Source organism: Streptomyces sp. NPDC048671 (genome assembly GCF_055587045.1).
On sequence record NZ_JBVJHB010000019.1, the window covers coordinates 40871 to 56909 of the forward strand.

Annotated in this window: 13 protein-coding genes, 1 pseudogene and 1 riboswitch; of the genes and pseudogenes, 8 read left to right on the forward strand and 6 right to left on the reverse strand. The window is 70.2% G+C overall.

Annotation, left to right across the window (positions count from 1 at the left end; genetic code table 11):
* Positions 1-59 precede the first annotated feature (59 nt).
* Positions 60-3341 carry a GH92 family glycosyl hydrolase gene (locus tag ACZ6S6_RS32120; RefSeq protein WP_469708451.1) on the reverse strand — a complete coding sequence of 1094 codons (3282 nt, stop codon included), beginning with the start codon at positions 3339-3341 and terminating at the stop codon, positions 60-62.
* Positions 3342-3695: 354 nt separating this feature from the next.
* On the opposite strand from ACZ6S6_RS32120, the pseudogene ACZ6S6_RS32125 reads away from it, so the two are divergent.
* Positions 3696-3842, forward strand: a pseudogene (locus ACZ6S6_RS32125) (acyltransferase family protein); the annotation flags it as partial.
* Between the two features lie 240 nt (positions 3843-4082).
* On the opposite strand, the gene ACZ6S6_RS32130 reads toward ACZ6S6_RS32125, so the two are convergent.
* From ACZ6S6_RS32130 to ACZ6S6_RS32140, 3 genes are all read right to left on the reverse strand, one after another.
* Positions 4083-4538: a tellurite resistance TerB family protein gene (locus tag ACZ6S6_RS32130; protein ID WP_362956862.1), complete on the reverse strand. Its 456-nt coding sequence runs from the start codon at positions 4536-4538 to the stop codon at positions 4083-4085.
* Positions 4539-4611: 73 nt separating this feature from the next.
* On the reverse strand, positions 4612-5193 hold the full coding sequence (locus ACZ6S6_RS32135) for a TerD family protein (protein WP_362956865.1): 582 nt from the start codon (positions 5191-5193) through the stop codon (positions 4612-4614).
* A gap of 46 nt (positions 5194-5239) precedes the next feature.
* Positions 5240-5815, reverse strand: coding sequence for a TerD family protein (locus tag ACZ6S6_RS32140; RefSeq protein WP_362956868.1), 576 nt, complete (start codon positions 5813-5815; stop codon positions 5240-5242).
* Positions 5816-6024: 209 nt separating this feature from the next.
* On the opposite strand from ACZ6S6_RS32140, the gene ACZ6S6_RS32145 reads away from it, so the two are divergent.
* Positions 6025-6456: a BlaI/MecI/CopY family transcriptional regulator gene (locus tag ACZ6S6_RS32145; RefSeq protein WP_362956871.1), complete on the forward strand. Its 432-nt coding sequence runs from the start codon at positions 6025-6027 to the stop codon at positions 6454-6456.
* A 3-nt stretch (positions 6457-6459) separates the two neighbouring features.
* The gene (locus tag ACZ6S6_RS32150; RefSeq protein WP_362956875.1) at positions 6460-7395 is read left to right on the forward strand and encodes a M56 family metallopeptidase; all 936 of its coding nucleotides are present in this window, start codon (positions 6460-6462) and stop codon (positions 7393-7395) included.
* Between the two features lie 124 nt (positions 7396-7519).
* On the opposite strand, the gene ACZ6S6_RS32155 is transcribed toward ACZ6S6_RS32150, so the two are convergent.
* Positions 7520-9730: a HelD family protein gene (locus tag ACZ6S6_RS32155; protein ID WP_469708453.1), complete on the reverse strand. Its 2211-nt coding sequence runs from the start codon at positions 9728-9730 to the stop codon at positions 7520-7522.
* A 209-nt stretch (positions 9731-9939) separates the two neighbouring features.
* A complete protein-coding gene (locus ACZ6S6_RS32160) occupies positions 9940-10812 on the reverse strand; it encodes a peptidoglycan DD-metalloendopeptidase family protein (RefSeq protein WP_469708370.1) in 873 nt (290 codons plus the stop codon).
* 152 nt (positions 10813-10964) lie between these two features.
* Between ACZ6S6_RS32160 and ACZ6S6_RS32165 the strand changes: the two genes are divergently transcribed.
* The 5 genes from ACZ6S6_RS32165 to ACZ6S6_RS32185 all read left to right on the forward strand — a co-directional run bounded on the left by ACZ6S6_RS32165 (position 10965) and on the right by ACZ6S6_RS32185 (position 16038).
* A complete protein-coding gene (locus ACZ6S6_RS32165; RefSeq protein ID WP_469708372.1) occupies positions 10965-12050 on the forward strand; it encodes a GH25 family lysozyme in 1086 nt (361 codons plus the stop codon).
* 139 nt (positions 12051-12189) lie between these two features.
* Positions 12190-12738 carry a heme-binding beta-barrel domain-containing protein gene (locus tag ACZ6S6_RS32170; protein ID WP_469708374.1) on the forward strand — a complete coding sequence of 183 codons (549 nt, stop codon included), beginning with the start codon at positions 12190-12192 and terminating at the stop codon, positions 12736-12738.
* A 451-nt stretch (positions 12739-13189) separates the two neighbouring features.
* A riboswitch (cyclic di-AMP (ydaO/yuaA leader) is annotated at positions 13190-13378 on the forward strand.
* Between the two features lie 3 nt (positions 13379-13381).
* On the forward strand, positions 13382-14314 hold the full coding sequence (locus tag ACZ6S6_RS32175) for a transglycosylase SLT domain-containing protein (protein ID WP_469708375.1): 933 nt from the start codon (positions 13382-13384) through the stop codon (positions 14312-14314).
* A gap of 168 nt (positions 14315-14482) precedes the next feature.
* Positions 14483-15562, forward strand: coding sequence for an NAD(P)H-dependent amine dehydrogenase family protein (locus ACZ6S6_RS32180; RefSeq protein WP_362964750.1), 1080 nt, complete (start codon positions 14483-14485; stop codon positions 15560-15562).
* Positions 15559-16038, forward strand: a complete 480-nt coding sequence (locus ACZ6S6_RS32185; protein ID WP_362964748.1) for a carboxymuconolactone decarboxylase family protein — start codon at positions 15559-15561, stop codon at positions 16036-16038. Before ACZ6S6_RS32180 ends, ACZ6S6_RS32185 begins: the two co-directional genes overlap by 4 nt.
* The last annotated feature ends 1 nt before the right edge of the window (position 16039 follow it).

A 16039-nucleotide genomic window follows, 5' to 3' on the forward strand; every position in this document is an offset into this window, starting at 1 on the left:
AACGGGCCGCCGCGGCAAGGGGATCGCCTTGCCGCGACGGCCCGTTCCGCTCGGGTGGCTCAGGCCGTGGCCACCGCGAAGACGTGGATCACACCGCCGTCCGTGGTGGACGGCAGGGTCACGCTCGCGAGCTGCTTCCCCGCCTGGAGCGCGGTCGGGGCGGTGGCGAAGACCTCGGTGCCCACCGGGTCCGTACCGCCGCCCTGGACGTCGCGGTACGTGGTGTGGACGGCGACCGTGTTGCCGAACGACGGCTTCTGCGCGCCGCCGCCCAGCGTCCAGTCGCTGAAGCCGATCTCCGCCTGCTGCGTGGTGCCGTCGGTGTACGTCAGGGTGGCCCGACCGGAGGCCTCGCCCTCGGCCGCACTGCCCAGCAGGCTCAGCTCGGTGTCGCCGGATGCGGACGGAACCGCCAGTACCTGTGGTTCGGTCCCGGCCACCTCGATGTTGTCCGGGGCGCCCGCTCCCACCTCGGGCCAGCCGAAGTCGAAGCCGCCGGAGGAGACCGTTGCGCCCGGTGCCGCGCCCGCCGCGGCGAGCGCCTTGGCCGAGTAGCTCCAGCCCTCACCGTCGAAGTCGGCCTGCGGATTGTCGTCGTCGGTGGAGACGCCGGTGCTGTTGCGGTTCCACAGCATGCTGTTCCGCTCGGCGACGGTCACCGCGGCCGATGTCTTCGGCAGCTCCTCTCCCGTGGACGACCTCAGTGTCACCGGGACCGTGTAGTGGCCCTCGGCCGTGTCCGCGGCGGCCGACACGGTGAGCTTCGCGCTCGCCGAACCGCGTGCCGGGACCGTGAAGTCGCCCTGCGCGGGACTCACGGTGACGCCGGCCGGCGCCTTCGCCGTCCAGTGAACGGTGGTGGCCTCCGTCTGGAGGCTCTGCACCTTGACGGTCGTCCCGGCGCTGCCGGACCCCGGCTCGACCTTCAGCTGATCCGGGGTCGCCCCGGTGAAGTACTTCAGGCCGCCGCCGGGGAAGGACGGCGGTGCGTCGGCCTTCGCGGTGCCCCAGGAGGTGTCCGCCGTCGAGCCGAGGGTGTAGTCCAGCGTGCCGCCACGGGTGACGAGCGAGGCGGGGACCCACGGTTTCGTGGACGTCCGGCCGTTGACCTTCAGACCGTGGATGTAGGAGTTGTCCGCCGAAGCGGCGGGTGCGTCGACCGTGATCGTCTTCCCGTGCCCGGTGTGCACCACGGCGTGCGGGAACAGGGGAGCGGAGAGGGTGAGATCGGCCCGGCTCGGGTTCTGCGGGTACATGCCCAGCGCCGAGAAGACGTACCAGGACGACATGGTCCCCGCGTCGTCGTTGCCGGGGATGCCGCCCGGGGTGTCGGTCCACAGCTGGTCCAGCTCCGCGCGGACCGTCTCCTGCGTCTTGTACGGAGCCCCCAGGTAGTCGTACAGGTAAGGGGCGTTGATGTCCGGCTCGTTGGTCGCGTCGTAGCGCGTGTCGTCCTTCGCCGAGAAGTCGAACTTCCCGTCCGGCGTGCGGAAGAAGGCGTCCAGCCGCTCCACCGCCCGGTCGTCACCGCCCATCGCACCGGCCAGGCCCGCCACGTCCGAGTACACCATCCAGGTGTACCGGGCGCTGGACCCCTCGACGAAACCGCTGCCGGTACCCGGCGTGAAGGTGCCCGCCCAGGTGCCGTCGGCCTTGCGGTCGCGTATGTAGCCGCCCTGCGGGGTGGCGTTGGCGTCGAAGACGTTCGTCCAGTTGCCCGAGCGGTCCAGGAACCTCTTCGCGTCGGCGGTCCTCCCGGTCTGCCGGGACAGCTCGGACAGTCCGTAGTCGGCCGCCGCGTCCTCCAGGGTCTCGGCCGCGCCTCCCCAGCAGTGGCAGTTGTCGGCCGGCACGTACCCGAGCTCCAGATACTTGTCGAGCGCGGGCCGCTGGCCCACGCACTCGACGTTGCAGCCGGAGCTGTCCGAGTCGTTCGCCGTGGGTACGGTGGCCGCCCTGACGAGTGACTTCAGGGCGCCCTTGACGTCGAAGTCATGGCCGCCGAAGGCGTAGATCCCGGCGAGAGCCGCATCCGACGGATCACCCGACATCACGCTCGTCTTGCCGTTCTCCAGCAGCCAGCGGTCCCACTCGCCGCCGCGCTGCCCCGCATAGTTGTACAGCGACTGCGCGTAGTCGCTGCCCGCCCTCGGATTGAGCAGCGTCATGAGCTGCACCTGCGCGCGGTACTGGTCCCATCCGGAGAAGGTGCCGTACTGGGCCTTCTGGCCCTTGGCGAGCCGGTGCGGCTCGCGGTCGGCGCCGAGATAGCGGCCGTCCACGTCGCTGGTCAGGGTGGGCTCCAGCATGGAGTGGTAGAGCGCGGTGTAGAAGGTGGCGCGCTGGGCGTCGGTGCCGCCGCCCACCTCGACCGACCTCAGCGTCCTGTTCCAGACATGGGCGGCCCGGTTCCTGACGGAGTCGAAGGTCTCGCGGGGCCCGTTCTCTGCCCGGAGGTTGGCCTCGGCGTTCTGCGGGCTGACGTAGGAGACGGCGACCTTGGCCCCGGCCTCGGTGGTCCCGTCGGCGAAGGTGATGTACGCGCCCGAGCCCTTGCCCTCCACGGCGTTGCCGGACGAGCTGTACCCCGTACCGCCGGAGGCCGTGGTGGAGCCGGACCTGACCGTGCCGTCCGTCCAGGTGCCGGTCTTCGCGAACGCCTTGTCGAAGTGTGCGGTGAAGTAGAGCGTGTAGAGGTCCTTGCGGTTGTTCGCGCTCTGCGGACCGCAGAAGTTGCCCGCCGTGACGGAGCCCGTCACGGTCCGGGCCGCCTTGTCGATGCGCACGGTGGCGCCGGTGCTGCCGCTCTCGGAGTTCGAGGTGCGGAAGAGCATGCTCGCCGGCTTGCCCGCCGGGAAGCCGAACTTCCCCGAGCCGGTGCGGGCGGTGGTGGTGAGCGCCGCGGACGCGCCGCTTGCCAGGCCGACCTTGTAGTAGCCGGGCGAGGCGGTCTCGTCGTCGTGCGAGAAGGAGGTGGCGTACTTCGCGTCGGTGGTGTCCGCGCTCGGCGAGGAGTCGACGTCACCCACGTACGGCATGATCGGGATGTCACCGTTGGCGCCGGAGCATCCGACGCCGTTGAGATGGGTGAGGCTGAAGCCGCGGATCCTCGTCGCGTCGTACTGGTAGCCGCCGGGAGCGGGCGTCGAGACCTGCTTCCCCTTCGAGTTCTGCGGACTCCAGGCCAGCATGCCGAACGGCTGCACCGCGCCCGGATAGGTGTTGCCCGCGTTGGACGTGCCGATCAGCGGATCGACGTACGACACGGGGTTCTTGACGGTGCCGTGCGGGGATGCCGCCGAGGCGGGGGCGGCTGTGGTGGCCGTTCCCAGCGCGGCCATGGCGGCGACCGCGACGGAGCTGATGACCCTGAGCCCGGTGTGCGTCCGATGGTTGTGCGTGTCTGACACCGTTCCTGCCCTTCGTGTATGACGAACGGTCAACGCGGTGGGAGCGGGCCCGCCGTGACCACTCCGGAACGGCGTCGCCCCGACAACGTTGTCAACGACGTGAGGATGCTCCTCCTGCCGCTCCGGGGTGTCAAGGATTCCCGGAATCCCGCCGTCCGCACCGGTCGGGCCGTGGGGGAGGGGGTACTCGGACGAACGGCGCATACCCCACGCGCGGCCGCCGCGAGCTGGGCGGTCTCGCGGACGGCGCCGGTTTACGGGACGGGGGATCAGTGACTGCCGTGTGACATCGGGGACGACCGCGACCCGCAACGCGTGCTGCAGTTCCTGCCGTTCTTCGTACTCGGCCTGGTCCTCGGGCCCGAGCACTTCCAGCTCGTACGACGCCGGGAGGCCCGGATCCTGGCGGTGCCGGTCTTCGCCGCCGCGCTGGACCGGCGCCGCGGTGATCACCGTGCTCTGTACGCCACCAGTGCGGCGGATCTTCCGGTTCGCGATGGAGCCGGAGATGGCGTGGGCCTTCAAGGCGCCACGGCCGGACGCCGAGGTGCCGCGCGCCGGGTCGTCACGGGGGAGCGGACGGTAGGGCTCGGCCGCGTTCCGCGGGATCGGGGCGGGAGCGGAGTGGGCGTGCCGCGTACTGACCGCGGCACGCCCGGAACCCCCGACGGCCTACAGGTCGAATTCGTTCGGCGCGATGCCGGCCGCGAAGCAGGCTTCGCGGACCACGGCGCGCTCGCTGTTGTCGAAGTTGCCGTCGGCGCCGCCGATGACGATGCCGATCTGGATGACCGCGCGGGCCTCGGTCGGCTTCTTGCCGACCTTGCCGACGGTCTGGAGGAGGCTGACCTTCCCGATCTCGAAGTCGGAGGTCAGCTGCTGGCAGTAGTCGTTGAACCGGCGCTGCAGATCCTCGGCGGGGAAGTTCTGGAGGACTTCGTTCCCCGCGATCAGGGAGGCCACCCGCTGCCGCTCGACAGGGTCGATGGAGCCGTCGGCGGCGGCCACAAGGGCGCACATGGCCATGCTCGCGTCGCGGAAGCCACCGCTCTTGAGGTCGTTCTTCTTGGCGTTGAGCTGCGTCTGCATCGTCGAGGCCGATTCCTTGATGCGGTCCCACAGTGCCATGCGAAATACTCCAGGGTCGGTCGTAGTGGTGAGTGCCGGCGGGTGTGCGGAAGAGAGGGGCTGGCGGGAAGGCCTACAGATGCGCGGCGACGGCCGGCATCAGGTCCTGGAAGGTGCGCCCCTCGGCCGGGCTGCCGATGGCCGTCATCTGCCATCCCGCACCGGACCGCTGGACCTTGGCCATGATCTGCGCGGTGTGGCGCCCGCCGCCGGTCAGCGTGTACCGCGCCAGTTCCTGCCCGGTCGTCTCGTCGACCAGACGGCAGAAGGCGTTGTCGACCTCCTCGAAGGTCTGGCCGGTGAACGAGTTCACGGTGAAGACGATCTGATCGACGTGCGCCGGGACGCGCTGCAGGTCGACGACGATCGACTCGTCGTCGCCGCCCTCGCCCGCGCCGCCGACCCGGTTGTCGCCGGTGTGCCGCACCGATCCGTCGTCGCTGGTCAGGTGCTGGAAGAAGACGACGTCCTGCGGGGCCTGGCCGGCGAAGAGGACGGCGGAGGCGTCGAGGTCGATCTCACGGGCGGTCAGCCGGGCGAGGAACCCCCTGCGGGGCGCGGACTTCCAGCCCAGACCCATGCGCACGACGGTGAGTTCCCCGCCGCCGGTCTTGGTGAGGCTGATCTGCTGGCCCTTGGTCAGATTGACGGTCATGGCTCCACTCTCGGCAGGGTGCGGTACGACGGTGACCCGGACCGGGTCAGAGGCTGACGCCGAAGTCGGCGACGATACCGCTGAGTCCGGCGGCGTAGCCCTGTCCGACGGCGCGGAACTTCCACTCGGCGCCGTTGCGGTACAACTCGCCGAAGACCATGGCGGTCTCGGTGGAGGCGTCCTCGCTGAGGTCGTAGCGGGCGATCTCGGCCCCGCCCGCCTGGTTGACCACGCGGATGTAGGCGTTGCGGACCTGCCCGAAGCTCTGGCCCCGGCTCTCCGCGTCATGGATCGAGACGGGGAACACGATCTTGGCGACCTCGGCCGGCACGGCGGCGAGATCGACCTTGACGATCTCGTCGTCCCCCTCGCCCTCGCCCGTGAGGTTGTCGCCGGTGTGCTCGACCGAACCGTCGGGGCTCTTCAGGTTGTTGTAGAAGACGAACTGGTCGTTCGAGGGGACCTTCCCGGCCTCGTCGCACAGCAGGGCACTGGCGTCCAGGTCGTAGTCCGTGCCGGTGGTCGTGCGGACGTCCCAGCCCAGTCCGACGAGGACCGCCGTAAGTCCGGGGGCCTCCTTGGTCAGTGAGACGTTTCCGCCCTTGGCGAGGCTCACACCCATGTCTTCTCCCTCTACGCATCGTTGCGCCCACGCGGGACCGTGCGGGCACCGAATGACAACACCTGAAATCTACAGCACTGTAGAGTTTGCGTGCGGGGGTGCGGCCCCGGGCTTCGACGGGCTCACGAGGCGTCCGAGCCGCCGGTAATATGCCCCGGCGCCCGGCACGTGAACGAGTGACCGGGCAGCCGCGTGAAAGGGGCCGCGTCGTGGGTGGAGAGAAGGACGGCCGGCCGGGGGAGCCGCGGGCCCGCAGGCGCGGGCAGGGCGAACTGGAGACCCAGGTGCTGACCGTGCTGGGCGGGGCGAGCGAGCCCGTCACCGCGGCCTGGGTGCAGGAGCGTCTCGACGGTGGTCTGTCGTACAGCACGGTCATCACGATCCTGACCCGGCTGCTCGACAAGCAGGCAGTCACCCGTACGGGTTCGGGACGCCCGGTGCTGTGGCAGTCGACGGCGAACGGGGCGGGTCTCACCGCCTTTCGGATGCGCCGGCTCCTCGACCAGCGGGACGACCGGGACGCCGTGCTCTCCAGCTTCGTCTCCGCGCTGTCGCCGGACGACGAGGATCTGCTGCGGTCGCTGCTCAGCGAGAGCGGCCCCGGCCAGGCCGGCCGGCCCACGGACGAATCGGAGAGCTGACCGATGGGTGTCTTCGTCTGTCTGCCCCTGGTCCTGCCACTCACGGCGCTGCCCATCGCACGCCTGGCGGAGCAGCACCTGCACCCGCGAAGCGCCGCCCGTCTGCTCGCGACCATCGCCGTGATCCTGGCGTCGTGCAGCACCCTCTGCCTCGGTCTGCTGGTGGTGGTCGGCACCGCCCAGCTGCCCGGCAACCCGCTCCCTGACGGCTGGTCGGACGACGAGGTCAGGAAGGCCGTTCCGCACGACAGGTTCGCCGGCAAGACGGCGATCGCCGCGCTCACGGCCGTGGCCGTGGCCTGCGCGGCCACCGTATGGCGCCACTGCCGTTTCCGTTCCCGTGCGCACCGGACACTGGCCGGGCTGTCGACGACGGCCGAGGTCGCCGTGCTGCCCGACGGTGTGCCGTACGCGTACGCCCTGCCGGGCTCGCCCGGCAGGATCATGGTCTCCTCCGCGATGCTCGACTGTCTGACGGCGGCCGAGCAGCGGGCGCTCCTCGCGCACGAGCGGGCCCATCTCGCCGGCCGGCACCACCGGCTGCTGCTCGCCGTTCAGCTGGCCGGGTGCGCGAACCCGCTGCTGCGTCCGCTGCGCGCGGCCATCACCTACAGCACGGAGCGCTGGGCCGACGAGGAGGCGGCCGTCACCACCGGGGACCGGCGGCTCACGGCCCGTGCGGTCGGCAAGGCGGCGATCATCTCGCACCGGGCCGCCACCGAGACCGTCCCGGCCTTCGCGGCGGCCGGCCCCGTCCCCCGGCGGGTCGCCGCGCTGCTGGGCCCTGTGCCGCCGGAGCGGGGCTGGCCGCCGGTTCACACCCCGACGGGGATCGCGGCGTTCGTCGCGGCGGCGGGAACAGCCCTGTCCACGCTGTCCTCGCTGAACGCGGCCTTCGCGCTCTTCGTCGCACTCGAAGCGGCGGCGACGCCGCTGTAGTGGACCGGGGTTCCGCCCGGACCACAGGACCCGGCGGAGCCCCGGTACCCGCCGCGGGACGTGGGCGACCGCGAAGCCGACCGGCACCCCGCCGGAGGCCGGTCCGCTCCTCCCCGGCATGCCGTCAGCGCAGCGACTCGGGCAGCTTCTCCCGGTGGACGATGCCCAGGCGCTGCGTGGCACGGGTCAGCGCCACGTACAGATCGCTGGTCCCGAACCGGGCGGGCTCCACGACCAGCACATGGTCGAATTCGAGCCCCTTGGCCTGTCGCGGGTCGAGCAGTACCACCGGGCGGGCCAGATCGGGCTCGGCGCCGGCCGTGACTCCGTCCAGCGGAGCCGCGATCTCCTCGTGGAGCGCCGCCGGAGCGATCACCGCGAGGCGCCCCTCGTCGGGCGTCAGCTCCGAGACGGCCAGCGCCACCGCACCGGCCAGATCCTCCCCGGCCTCCCGTGTCCACGGCACCTCGCCGGTGGACCGCACCGAGCCCGGCGGCTCGAACGAGGGGTCCACGGCCCGTACGACCCCGGCGGCCAGCTCCATGATCTCGGCAGGCGTGCGGTAGTTGACCTTGAGCGTGGTGTGTTCGAAGCGGTCACCGACGTACGGCGCGAGGATCTTCTCCCACGAGCCGACGCCGGCCTCCTCGGAGGTCTGCGCGGGGTCCCCGACCAGGGTCATCGCGCGAGTCGGCGAACGGCGCATCAGCAGCCGCCACGCCATCGGCGACAACTCCTGCGCCTCGTCGACGATGATGTGGCCGAACGCCCAGGTCCGGTCGGCGGCGGCGCGCTCCGCCGCGCTGCGGTGATCGGCCTCCTCCTGCCGCTCCGCCATGCGTTCGGCGTCGATGATGTCGTGCGCGGCGAGCGTCTCGGACTCCTCGTCCTCGAACTCGTAGGACTCCGAACCCCTCGACAGCTCCAGAACGCCCTGCGCGTACGCGATCCGCTCCTGGCGCTCGGCCTCGGCGGCGGCCCGCTCGGCGCTGTCGTCGACCCCGAGGAGTTCGGCCACCTCGTCGAGCAGCGGGACGTCGGCCGGCGTCCAGGCCCCTTCGCCGGGCGTACGCCGGATGGCTTCGGCGTCCTCGGCCGGTACGTACACGGGGCCGGCCAGATAGTCGGTGAGGAACCGCTCCGGGGTGAGGGGCGGCCACAGCTCGTCGACGGCGGCGTGCACCTCCTTGCTGAGGGCGACGTTCCGCCCGAGCTGGGCGACGTCGTCGGGCCCTAGGAAGTTGGGACCGCCGTGCGGGTCGGCGCCGATGCGCTCGGTGAGCTGCGAGGTGAGGGCGTCGATGATCCGGAACGCGAAGTGCGGGCGGGCGAGGTTGTGGGGGAGCCGGGTGTCGCGGGCCGCCTGCCGGGCCTCGTACGCGATCTCCCAGTCGACGACGAGATCGCCGTCGTCGTGCGGAATGACCAGCGGGGCGCCGGGCTCGGGCAGCTGCTGCCGGTCGCGGACGGCGAGGGCGAGCGCCTCCGCCATCCCCTCACCACCCTTGACGGCGGCGGCGCGGCCCGTGTCTGTGCCGTCGGCGTGGACCCCGGGGAAGAGCTCGGCCTGGGTGGCGAGCAGGACACCGGTCTCACCGAGCGCGGGCAGCACCTCGCCGATGTAGCGCAGGAAGGCCGGGTTGGGGCCCACGATCAGGACGGCGCGCTTGGCGAGCAGCTCGCGGTGCTCGTACAGCAGGAAGGCCGCCCGGTGCAGCGCCACCGCTGTCTTGCCGGTGCCGGGCCCGCCCTCGACGACGAGAACACCGCGGTGCGGGGCGCGGATGATGCGGTCCTGCTCGGCCTGGATGGTCCGCACGATGTCGCCCATGCGGCCGGTGCGGGCGGAGTTCACGGCGGCGAGCAGCACGGCGTCGCCGCTCGGGTCCTCGAAGCCGGTGCGCTCCCGGTCCCCGAGGTCGAGGATCTCGTCGTGCAGCTCGGTGACGACGCGGCCCTCGGTGGTGATGTGCCGGCGCCGGCGCAGGCCCATGGTCGTGTGACCGGTGGCGAGATAGAAGGGGCGGGCCACCGGTGCGCGCCAGTCGATCAGCAGAGGTGTGTGCGCGGTGTCGTCCTCGCGGATTCCGACCCGGCCGATATGGTGCGCCGTGCCGCTGGAGAGGTCGATCCGGCCGAAACACAGCGAGCCGTCCACGGCATTCAGGGCAGCCAGCAGTCCAGAGCGTTCAGCGACGAGCACATCGCGTTCGAGACGGGCCTGCAGACCGGTTCCGACCGGCGTCAGCGCGTCCTTGACGTGCTGGGCGGCTACTCCGCGCAGCGCATCGACACGGTCGTAGAGCCGGTCGATGAATTCCTGCTCCCTCTGCAATTCGGAGCTTTCCCGAGTTGACAAAATGGCTCCTGCCGGATATGGTTTTGCTTAGTGGCCCCCGGTGAGGGGCCTTTTCTGTGGGCGCACAGAAACACTCAATATACTCGGGAGAATCCCCGGTCCGCAATTGCGGACCGGGGATTTCTTGTGTCGCCGGACGGCCGTTCCCCCTGCTCCGGACGGCTCCGCGCGGGTTGTGGCGTGGGTCAGTTCCAGCGGTCCTGGTTGATGAAGTGGCTGAAGCCGCGCCAGGAGTTGGGTCCCATCTCGCCGTCGATGGGGCCGGTGTAGCCGTTCTGGGCGGCGAGTCGTTGGAGAGCGGCCCAGGTGTTCGTGCCGGGGACCCCGTCGATGGGTCCGGTGTAGCCCCAGTTCCGCAGGTTCCGCTGGAGCGCGGCATAGGTATTGGCTCCGGGGACCCCGTCGATCGGGCCGGTGTAACCCGACTCGATCCGCAGCCAGTTCTGCGTCCGCTGCCACATCACCGGACCGGGGACACCATCCTGTTCCGTCGACGTCTTCGGCAGCCCACCACCGCCTCCTCCTCCCAGGTAGTCCAGCGGGTTGACCCGGGTGCCGCCCGGCGTGATCAGATGCCAGTGCACGTGCGGTCCGGTGGAGCTTCCCGAGCCGGGGGCTCCGACCGCGCCCCCGGAGTACCCGACGATCCCTCCCTTGCCGACCGAGGTGCCGTTGGCCAGCAAGAACTGGGACAGGTGCATGTACTGCGTCCGGTACCCGTCGCTGTGAGTGATGGTCACCGTGTGCCCACCGGTACCGTTGTCCGGGATGTTCGTGATGACACCGGCGCCCGCCGCCGGCAGCGCGGTGCCGACGCCCATCCCGTAGTCGAGTCCGCCCAGCGAGCCGTCGTTGAGGTGGTCCTGCCAGGTACCCGTGATCCGGTAACCGCTGAACGGGTTGTAGATGTCCAGCGCTTGTGCGGCGTTCCCCGAGAACAGCACGCCGCCGGCCGCCAGGCCCAGCGTGGTGACCGAGCCCCGCAGTAATGTGCGCCGGCTCATCTCGATCCGCGGCCGAACCCCCTGGCCGTCATCGGTCCCTTGGTTCTTGTGCACGTCAACTCCCTTGTCGTTACTACGACTTGACTTGCCAGAGCGAGGCGGAGCCACGGTAACCTACGCGCATAGATTTTGATAAGCACATGACACACCCCGACGGGCACACGGCACGTCCACTGCTGGGGCCCCACCCCCTAACCGGAGGAAACATGCGCAGGAGAGACCTGATTCGCGCCGCCGTGGCGACGGCCCTGACCCCGGCCGGGATACTCACGGCCGCCGGTGCCGCGACCGCCGCCGGCCCGCCCCGCGCCCAGGCGGCCGACCTGGAGGGCCTGGACGTCTCGAACAACCAGCTCGGCATCGACTACGCCCGCGCCGCCGCGGAGGGACGGCAGTTCGTCATCGTCAAGGCCGGCGGATGCCAGCTCACCGAGGGCCCCTACACCTCGTCCTCGTATCCCGGCCACATCGACGGCGCCCGCGCCGCGGGACTGCGGGTGGGCCACTACTGGATGTCGGGAGACTTCCTCAGCCCCACCGCCGCGGCCGACTACTTCGTGGACCACCTCCACGACTACCGCGTCGGTGACGTGCTCGCGCTGGACGTCGAGGTGCTCGACGACTCCACCCGTCTGTGGAACGACGCCGATGTGTCCGCCTGGTTCAACCGGGTACGCGAACGCGTCGGAAGCTACGTGCCCTGGTTCTACATCAGCACAGGCGCACTGCGCGCGGGCACCTGGACCGCCACCGTCGCCGCCGGCGCCCACCTGTGGGCGGCCTCCTGGGGGGCCAACGACGGCACCTGGCCCGGCGCACCTGACCTCGGCGGCCACTACCCCGACTGGGCCGCCCATCAGTACACGTCCGTGGGCTCCACCGGCGGCGCGTCCCCCGTCGACCTCAGCCGCGCCCGCTCCTGGGCGTTCGACCTCACCGAGCCGACCGGCCCGCCGCCGTCCGGTGGTGGGCTGCCGAAGTCGTCGACGGAGCAGGATGGTGTCCCCGGTCCGGTGATGTGGCAGCGGACGCAGAACTGGCTGCGGATCGAGTCGGGTTACACCGGCCCGATCGACGGGGTCCCCGGAGCCAATACCTATGCCGCGCTCCAGCGGAACCTGCGGAACTGGGGCTACACCGGACCCATCGACGGGGTCCCCGGCACGAACACCTGGGCCGCTCTCCAACGACTCGCCGCCCAGAACGGCTACACCGGCCCCATCGACGGCGAGATGGGACCCAACTCCTGGCGCGGCTTCAGCCACTTCATCAACCAGGACCGCTGGAACTGACCCGCACTCCCGCAGGGCATCCGAGATGGAGTGAAGGCGTGGAAGCGGCGCACTCGCATCCCGTGGCCCTAGGCTGCGAGCCGACACCATCGCCACCGCCGCCATCACCGGCACCATCCCCGACTCAGGAGCGCGCAAGATGTTCGACCCCCTCCGGAAGCACCCGTATCCCGACGCGAATGGGCCGGACGAAGCGCCTGCCCCGCACGCGCTGCTCGCACCGCTGACCGGGTTCCTGGGCACCTGGACCGGGCAGGGCCGCGGTGAGTATCCGACGCTCGCCGAGGAGTTCCGGTACGCGCAGGAGGTGACCTTCAGTCACGACGGGCGGCCCTTCCTCCACTACGAGGCGCGCGCCTGGCTGATCGACGCGGAAGGCGCCCCGCTGCGGCCGTCGGCCCGGGAGAGCGGCTGGTGGCGGATGCAGCCGGACGGGCGCGTCGAGGCGCTGATCACCCAGCCCACCGGTATCGCCGAGATCCTGACCGGCCGTGCGGCCGACGGCGCGGCCGACCTCGCCACTCATCAGGTCGCTCTCGCTCCCACCGCCAAGGAGGTCAGCGCCACCCGTCGCCGCTACACCCTGACGGACGACGGCACGCTCGAATTCGTCCATGACCTCGCGGCCGTCGGCCAGCCGCTCCAGCACCACCTTTCGGCGCGGCTCCGACGCGAGGGCGGAAGTTAGGCCGTGTCCGCCGGCCCGTGTCGGGACGTCCCGCAACCGGGCCGTGAGCGTCCTCGGGCGCATCACGCCATAGTTCATCTATTTAGATCCATCATTAATGATGAACCGATCCGACCTTCCTGCCGGGGGTGGGCCCTGGCGGAGGTCGTCAAGATGTCCTGATTGAACCATTAATCTGATTCGCTACTAATTACTATCAAGGGTCCCTTTTTTGTCGCCCAAAGGTGATGAATGTTGAGCAAATCACCCTTTTCGGGCTCAGTGGTCAGCGTCACTCTTCCGGCCTCGGACGCGGGGCGTCCGGCTTCGGTTCCCTGTTGTGCCAAGAAAGTTGACTTCCTCGTGAAGGTCTGATGGTGAGCATTTCCTTTAATTGATCTTGCGAATCAATTGGGATCTCGAATTCAGGGCTTGTTTCGCTCGGTGTTTCTCGCTTACGGTCACCGTCAATCCGGATGGAACGCCGAATCCTGCCGCCGTCCGGTAACCCGACCCACTCACGTACGGCAGGAGCGGGGGACCCAGGTTTGCCGCCGGTCCGGTATCCGGAGCGGCTAGGGGTGAAGTCGCCATCACGTGCGGCCGGACATCTCCAGTCCGAACCCGACAGCTCACCTCGCAGGCGGCGGAGAGGAAAAGAGCCATGCCCATCATGGGTAAGCACCGTCGTTCCAAGTCCACCTCCCTGACCCGCGGTTTCATCGCCGTGAGCACGGGCGGAGCCGTTCTCGCGCTCCCCCTGATCGGGGCCGGATCGGCTTCTGCCGCACCGGCACACGCTGTCGTCGCAGAAAAGGCGGCGGCCCCGACTTCCCTTGCTGCCAAGGGAATTGCCGTCAGCAAGGCGGAGTCCACCGTCTATTCCGTGATCTCCGGTGATTCGCTTTCCAAGATCGCCCGTGGGTATTCGCTCAGCGGCGGCTGGGAGCAGCTCTACAAGGACAACCGGAGTGCGGTCGGTGGAAACCCCGATCTGATTCACCCGGGCCTCAAGCTGACCATCGGCGCCAAGTCCGCGGCCGTCGCGCCCAAGGCGGCCCCCACCGCCGAATCGAAGGCAAAGCCCGCGACCGAGTCCGAGCCCGCAGCTGAGTCCAAGCCCGCAGCCGAGCCTTCGGCCGAGTCCGCGGCCGACGCCTCGCAGTCGTCCGACCGGGCCGAGGGGACCGACCGTGCCGACCGTTCCCAGCGGACGGCCACGCCCATCGCGGAGGAGACCGCCGCCACCGCCCCGGCACAGGCCGCGACGGCGTACACCGCCGACCTCGACGGCTGGATCAAGGAGTCGCTGGCCGTGATGGCCCAGAACGGCATCCCCGGGAGCTACGACGGCATCTACCGCAACGTCATCCGCGAGTCCTCGGGCAACCCGCAGATCGTCAACAACTGGGACTCGAACGCCGCCGCCGGCACCCCGTCCAAGGGTCTCCTCCAGGTGATCCAGCCCACCTTCGACGCCTACCACGTGGCCGGTACCTCGATGGACATCCTCGACCCCGTCGCCAACATCACCGCGGCGTGCAACTACGCCGCGGCCACGTACGGCTCGATCGACAACGTCTTCGGGGCCTACTGACGGGCCTGCTGACATACCGCGCCTCCGCCCTCGGGAGGAGCCGGGCGCAGGGGTGGGAAGGAGCCGAGCGGCTCCTTCCCACCCCTTTGCGCCTGCCCCGGCCGCCCTCGCCAACCGGGTGGGCGATGGCACTATGAACCTTTCATCCCGCGCGCTACCCTCCGCCGCATGATTTCCACGGTGGTCTGGGGTACCGGCAATGTCGGCCGCGCGGCCATCCGCGCCGTCGAGGCCCATCCGGCCCTGAAGCTGGCGCACGTACTTGTTCATGATCCCGGCAAGGTGGGCCGCGACGCGGGCGACCTCGCCGGGACCGGCCGCGATCTGGGCGTCGCGGCGACCGACGACATCGACGCGGTGCTGGCCACCGCTCCCGGCGCGGTGGTGTACGCGGCCTCCGGGGACATCCGCCCCGACGAGGCGCTGGCCGACATCACCAGGGCCGTCCGGACGGGCGCGGTGGTCGTCACGCCCGCCCTGTACGCGCTCTACGACCAGCGGGGCGCCCCGCCGGAGCTGCGCGAACCGGTCCTGGCCGCCGTCGCCGACGGCGGCGGCTCGCTGTTCGTCTCCGGCGTCGACCCCGGCTGGGGCAACGACGTACTGCCCCTGCTGATCAGCGGACTCGGGACCACGGTCGACGTGATCCGCTGCCAGGAGATCTTCGACTACTCCACCTACGACCAGCCCGACTCGGTCCGCCACCTGATCGGCATGGGACACCCCATGGAGTACGAGCCGCTGATGCTCGCGGCCTCCGTCCCGACGATGGTGTGGGGCGGACAGATACGGCTGATGGCCAGGGCCCTGGGCGTGGAACTCGACGACATCCGCGAGACCATGGCCCGGCGGCCGCTGGAGACGACGGTGACCACCCGGACGATGGGCGAGTTCGAGGCGGGCACCCAGGGCGCGGTCCGCTTCGAGGTACAGGGCATCGTCGAGGGTGAGCCCCGCATCGTCATCGAGCACATCACCCGCATCCACCCGTCCTGCGCCCCGGACTGGCCGTCGCCGCCCGACGGCGCCGGTGCCCACCGCGTGATCATCGAGGGCCGTCCGCGCATCGAGGTCACGGTAGAGGCCACCGACGAGGGCGAGAACCGCTCGGCGGGCGGCAACGCCACCGCGGTCGGCCGGCTGGTGAACGCCATCGACTGGCTGGTGGACGCGGAACCCGGACTCTACGACGCACTCGACGTCCCCCTGCGCCCCGCAGCCGGCAGACTCGGAAGGAAGCAGCCATGATCATCGACATCCCCGAGGGCCAGGAACCGATCGGCTACGTATGGGGCGACATGGTCCCGGGCATCGGGATGGCCGCCGCGAACTTCTCCCTGTCGGTGTACCAGCACACCTCGCTGGGCCTGCGTGAGTTCGAGGCCGCCCGGCTGCGGATCGCGCAGATCAACGGGTGTCTGTTCTGCCTCGACTGGCGCACCGAACGGGACGGCGAAAAGGTCGAGGAGGAGTTCGCCGACGCGGTGAACGAGTGGCGTACCGCGGGGGCCTTCGACGACCGGACCCGGCTGGCCGCGGAGTACGCCGAGCGGTACGCCCTGGACCACCACGGTCTGGACGAGGAGTTCTGGACCCGGATGACCGCGCACTACAGCCAGCGCGAGATCGTCGAGCTGAGCATGAGCATCGGCTCCTGGCTGGCGTTCGGCCGGCTCAACCACGTACTCGGTCTCGACGCCGTGTGCGTGCTGCCCGGCCACTGAG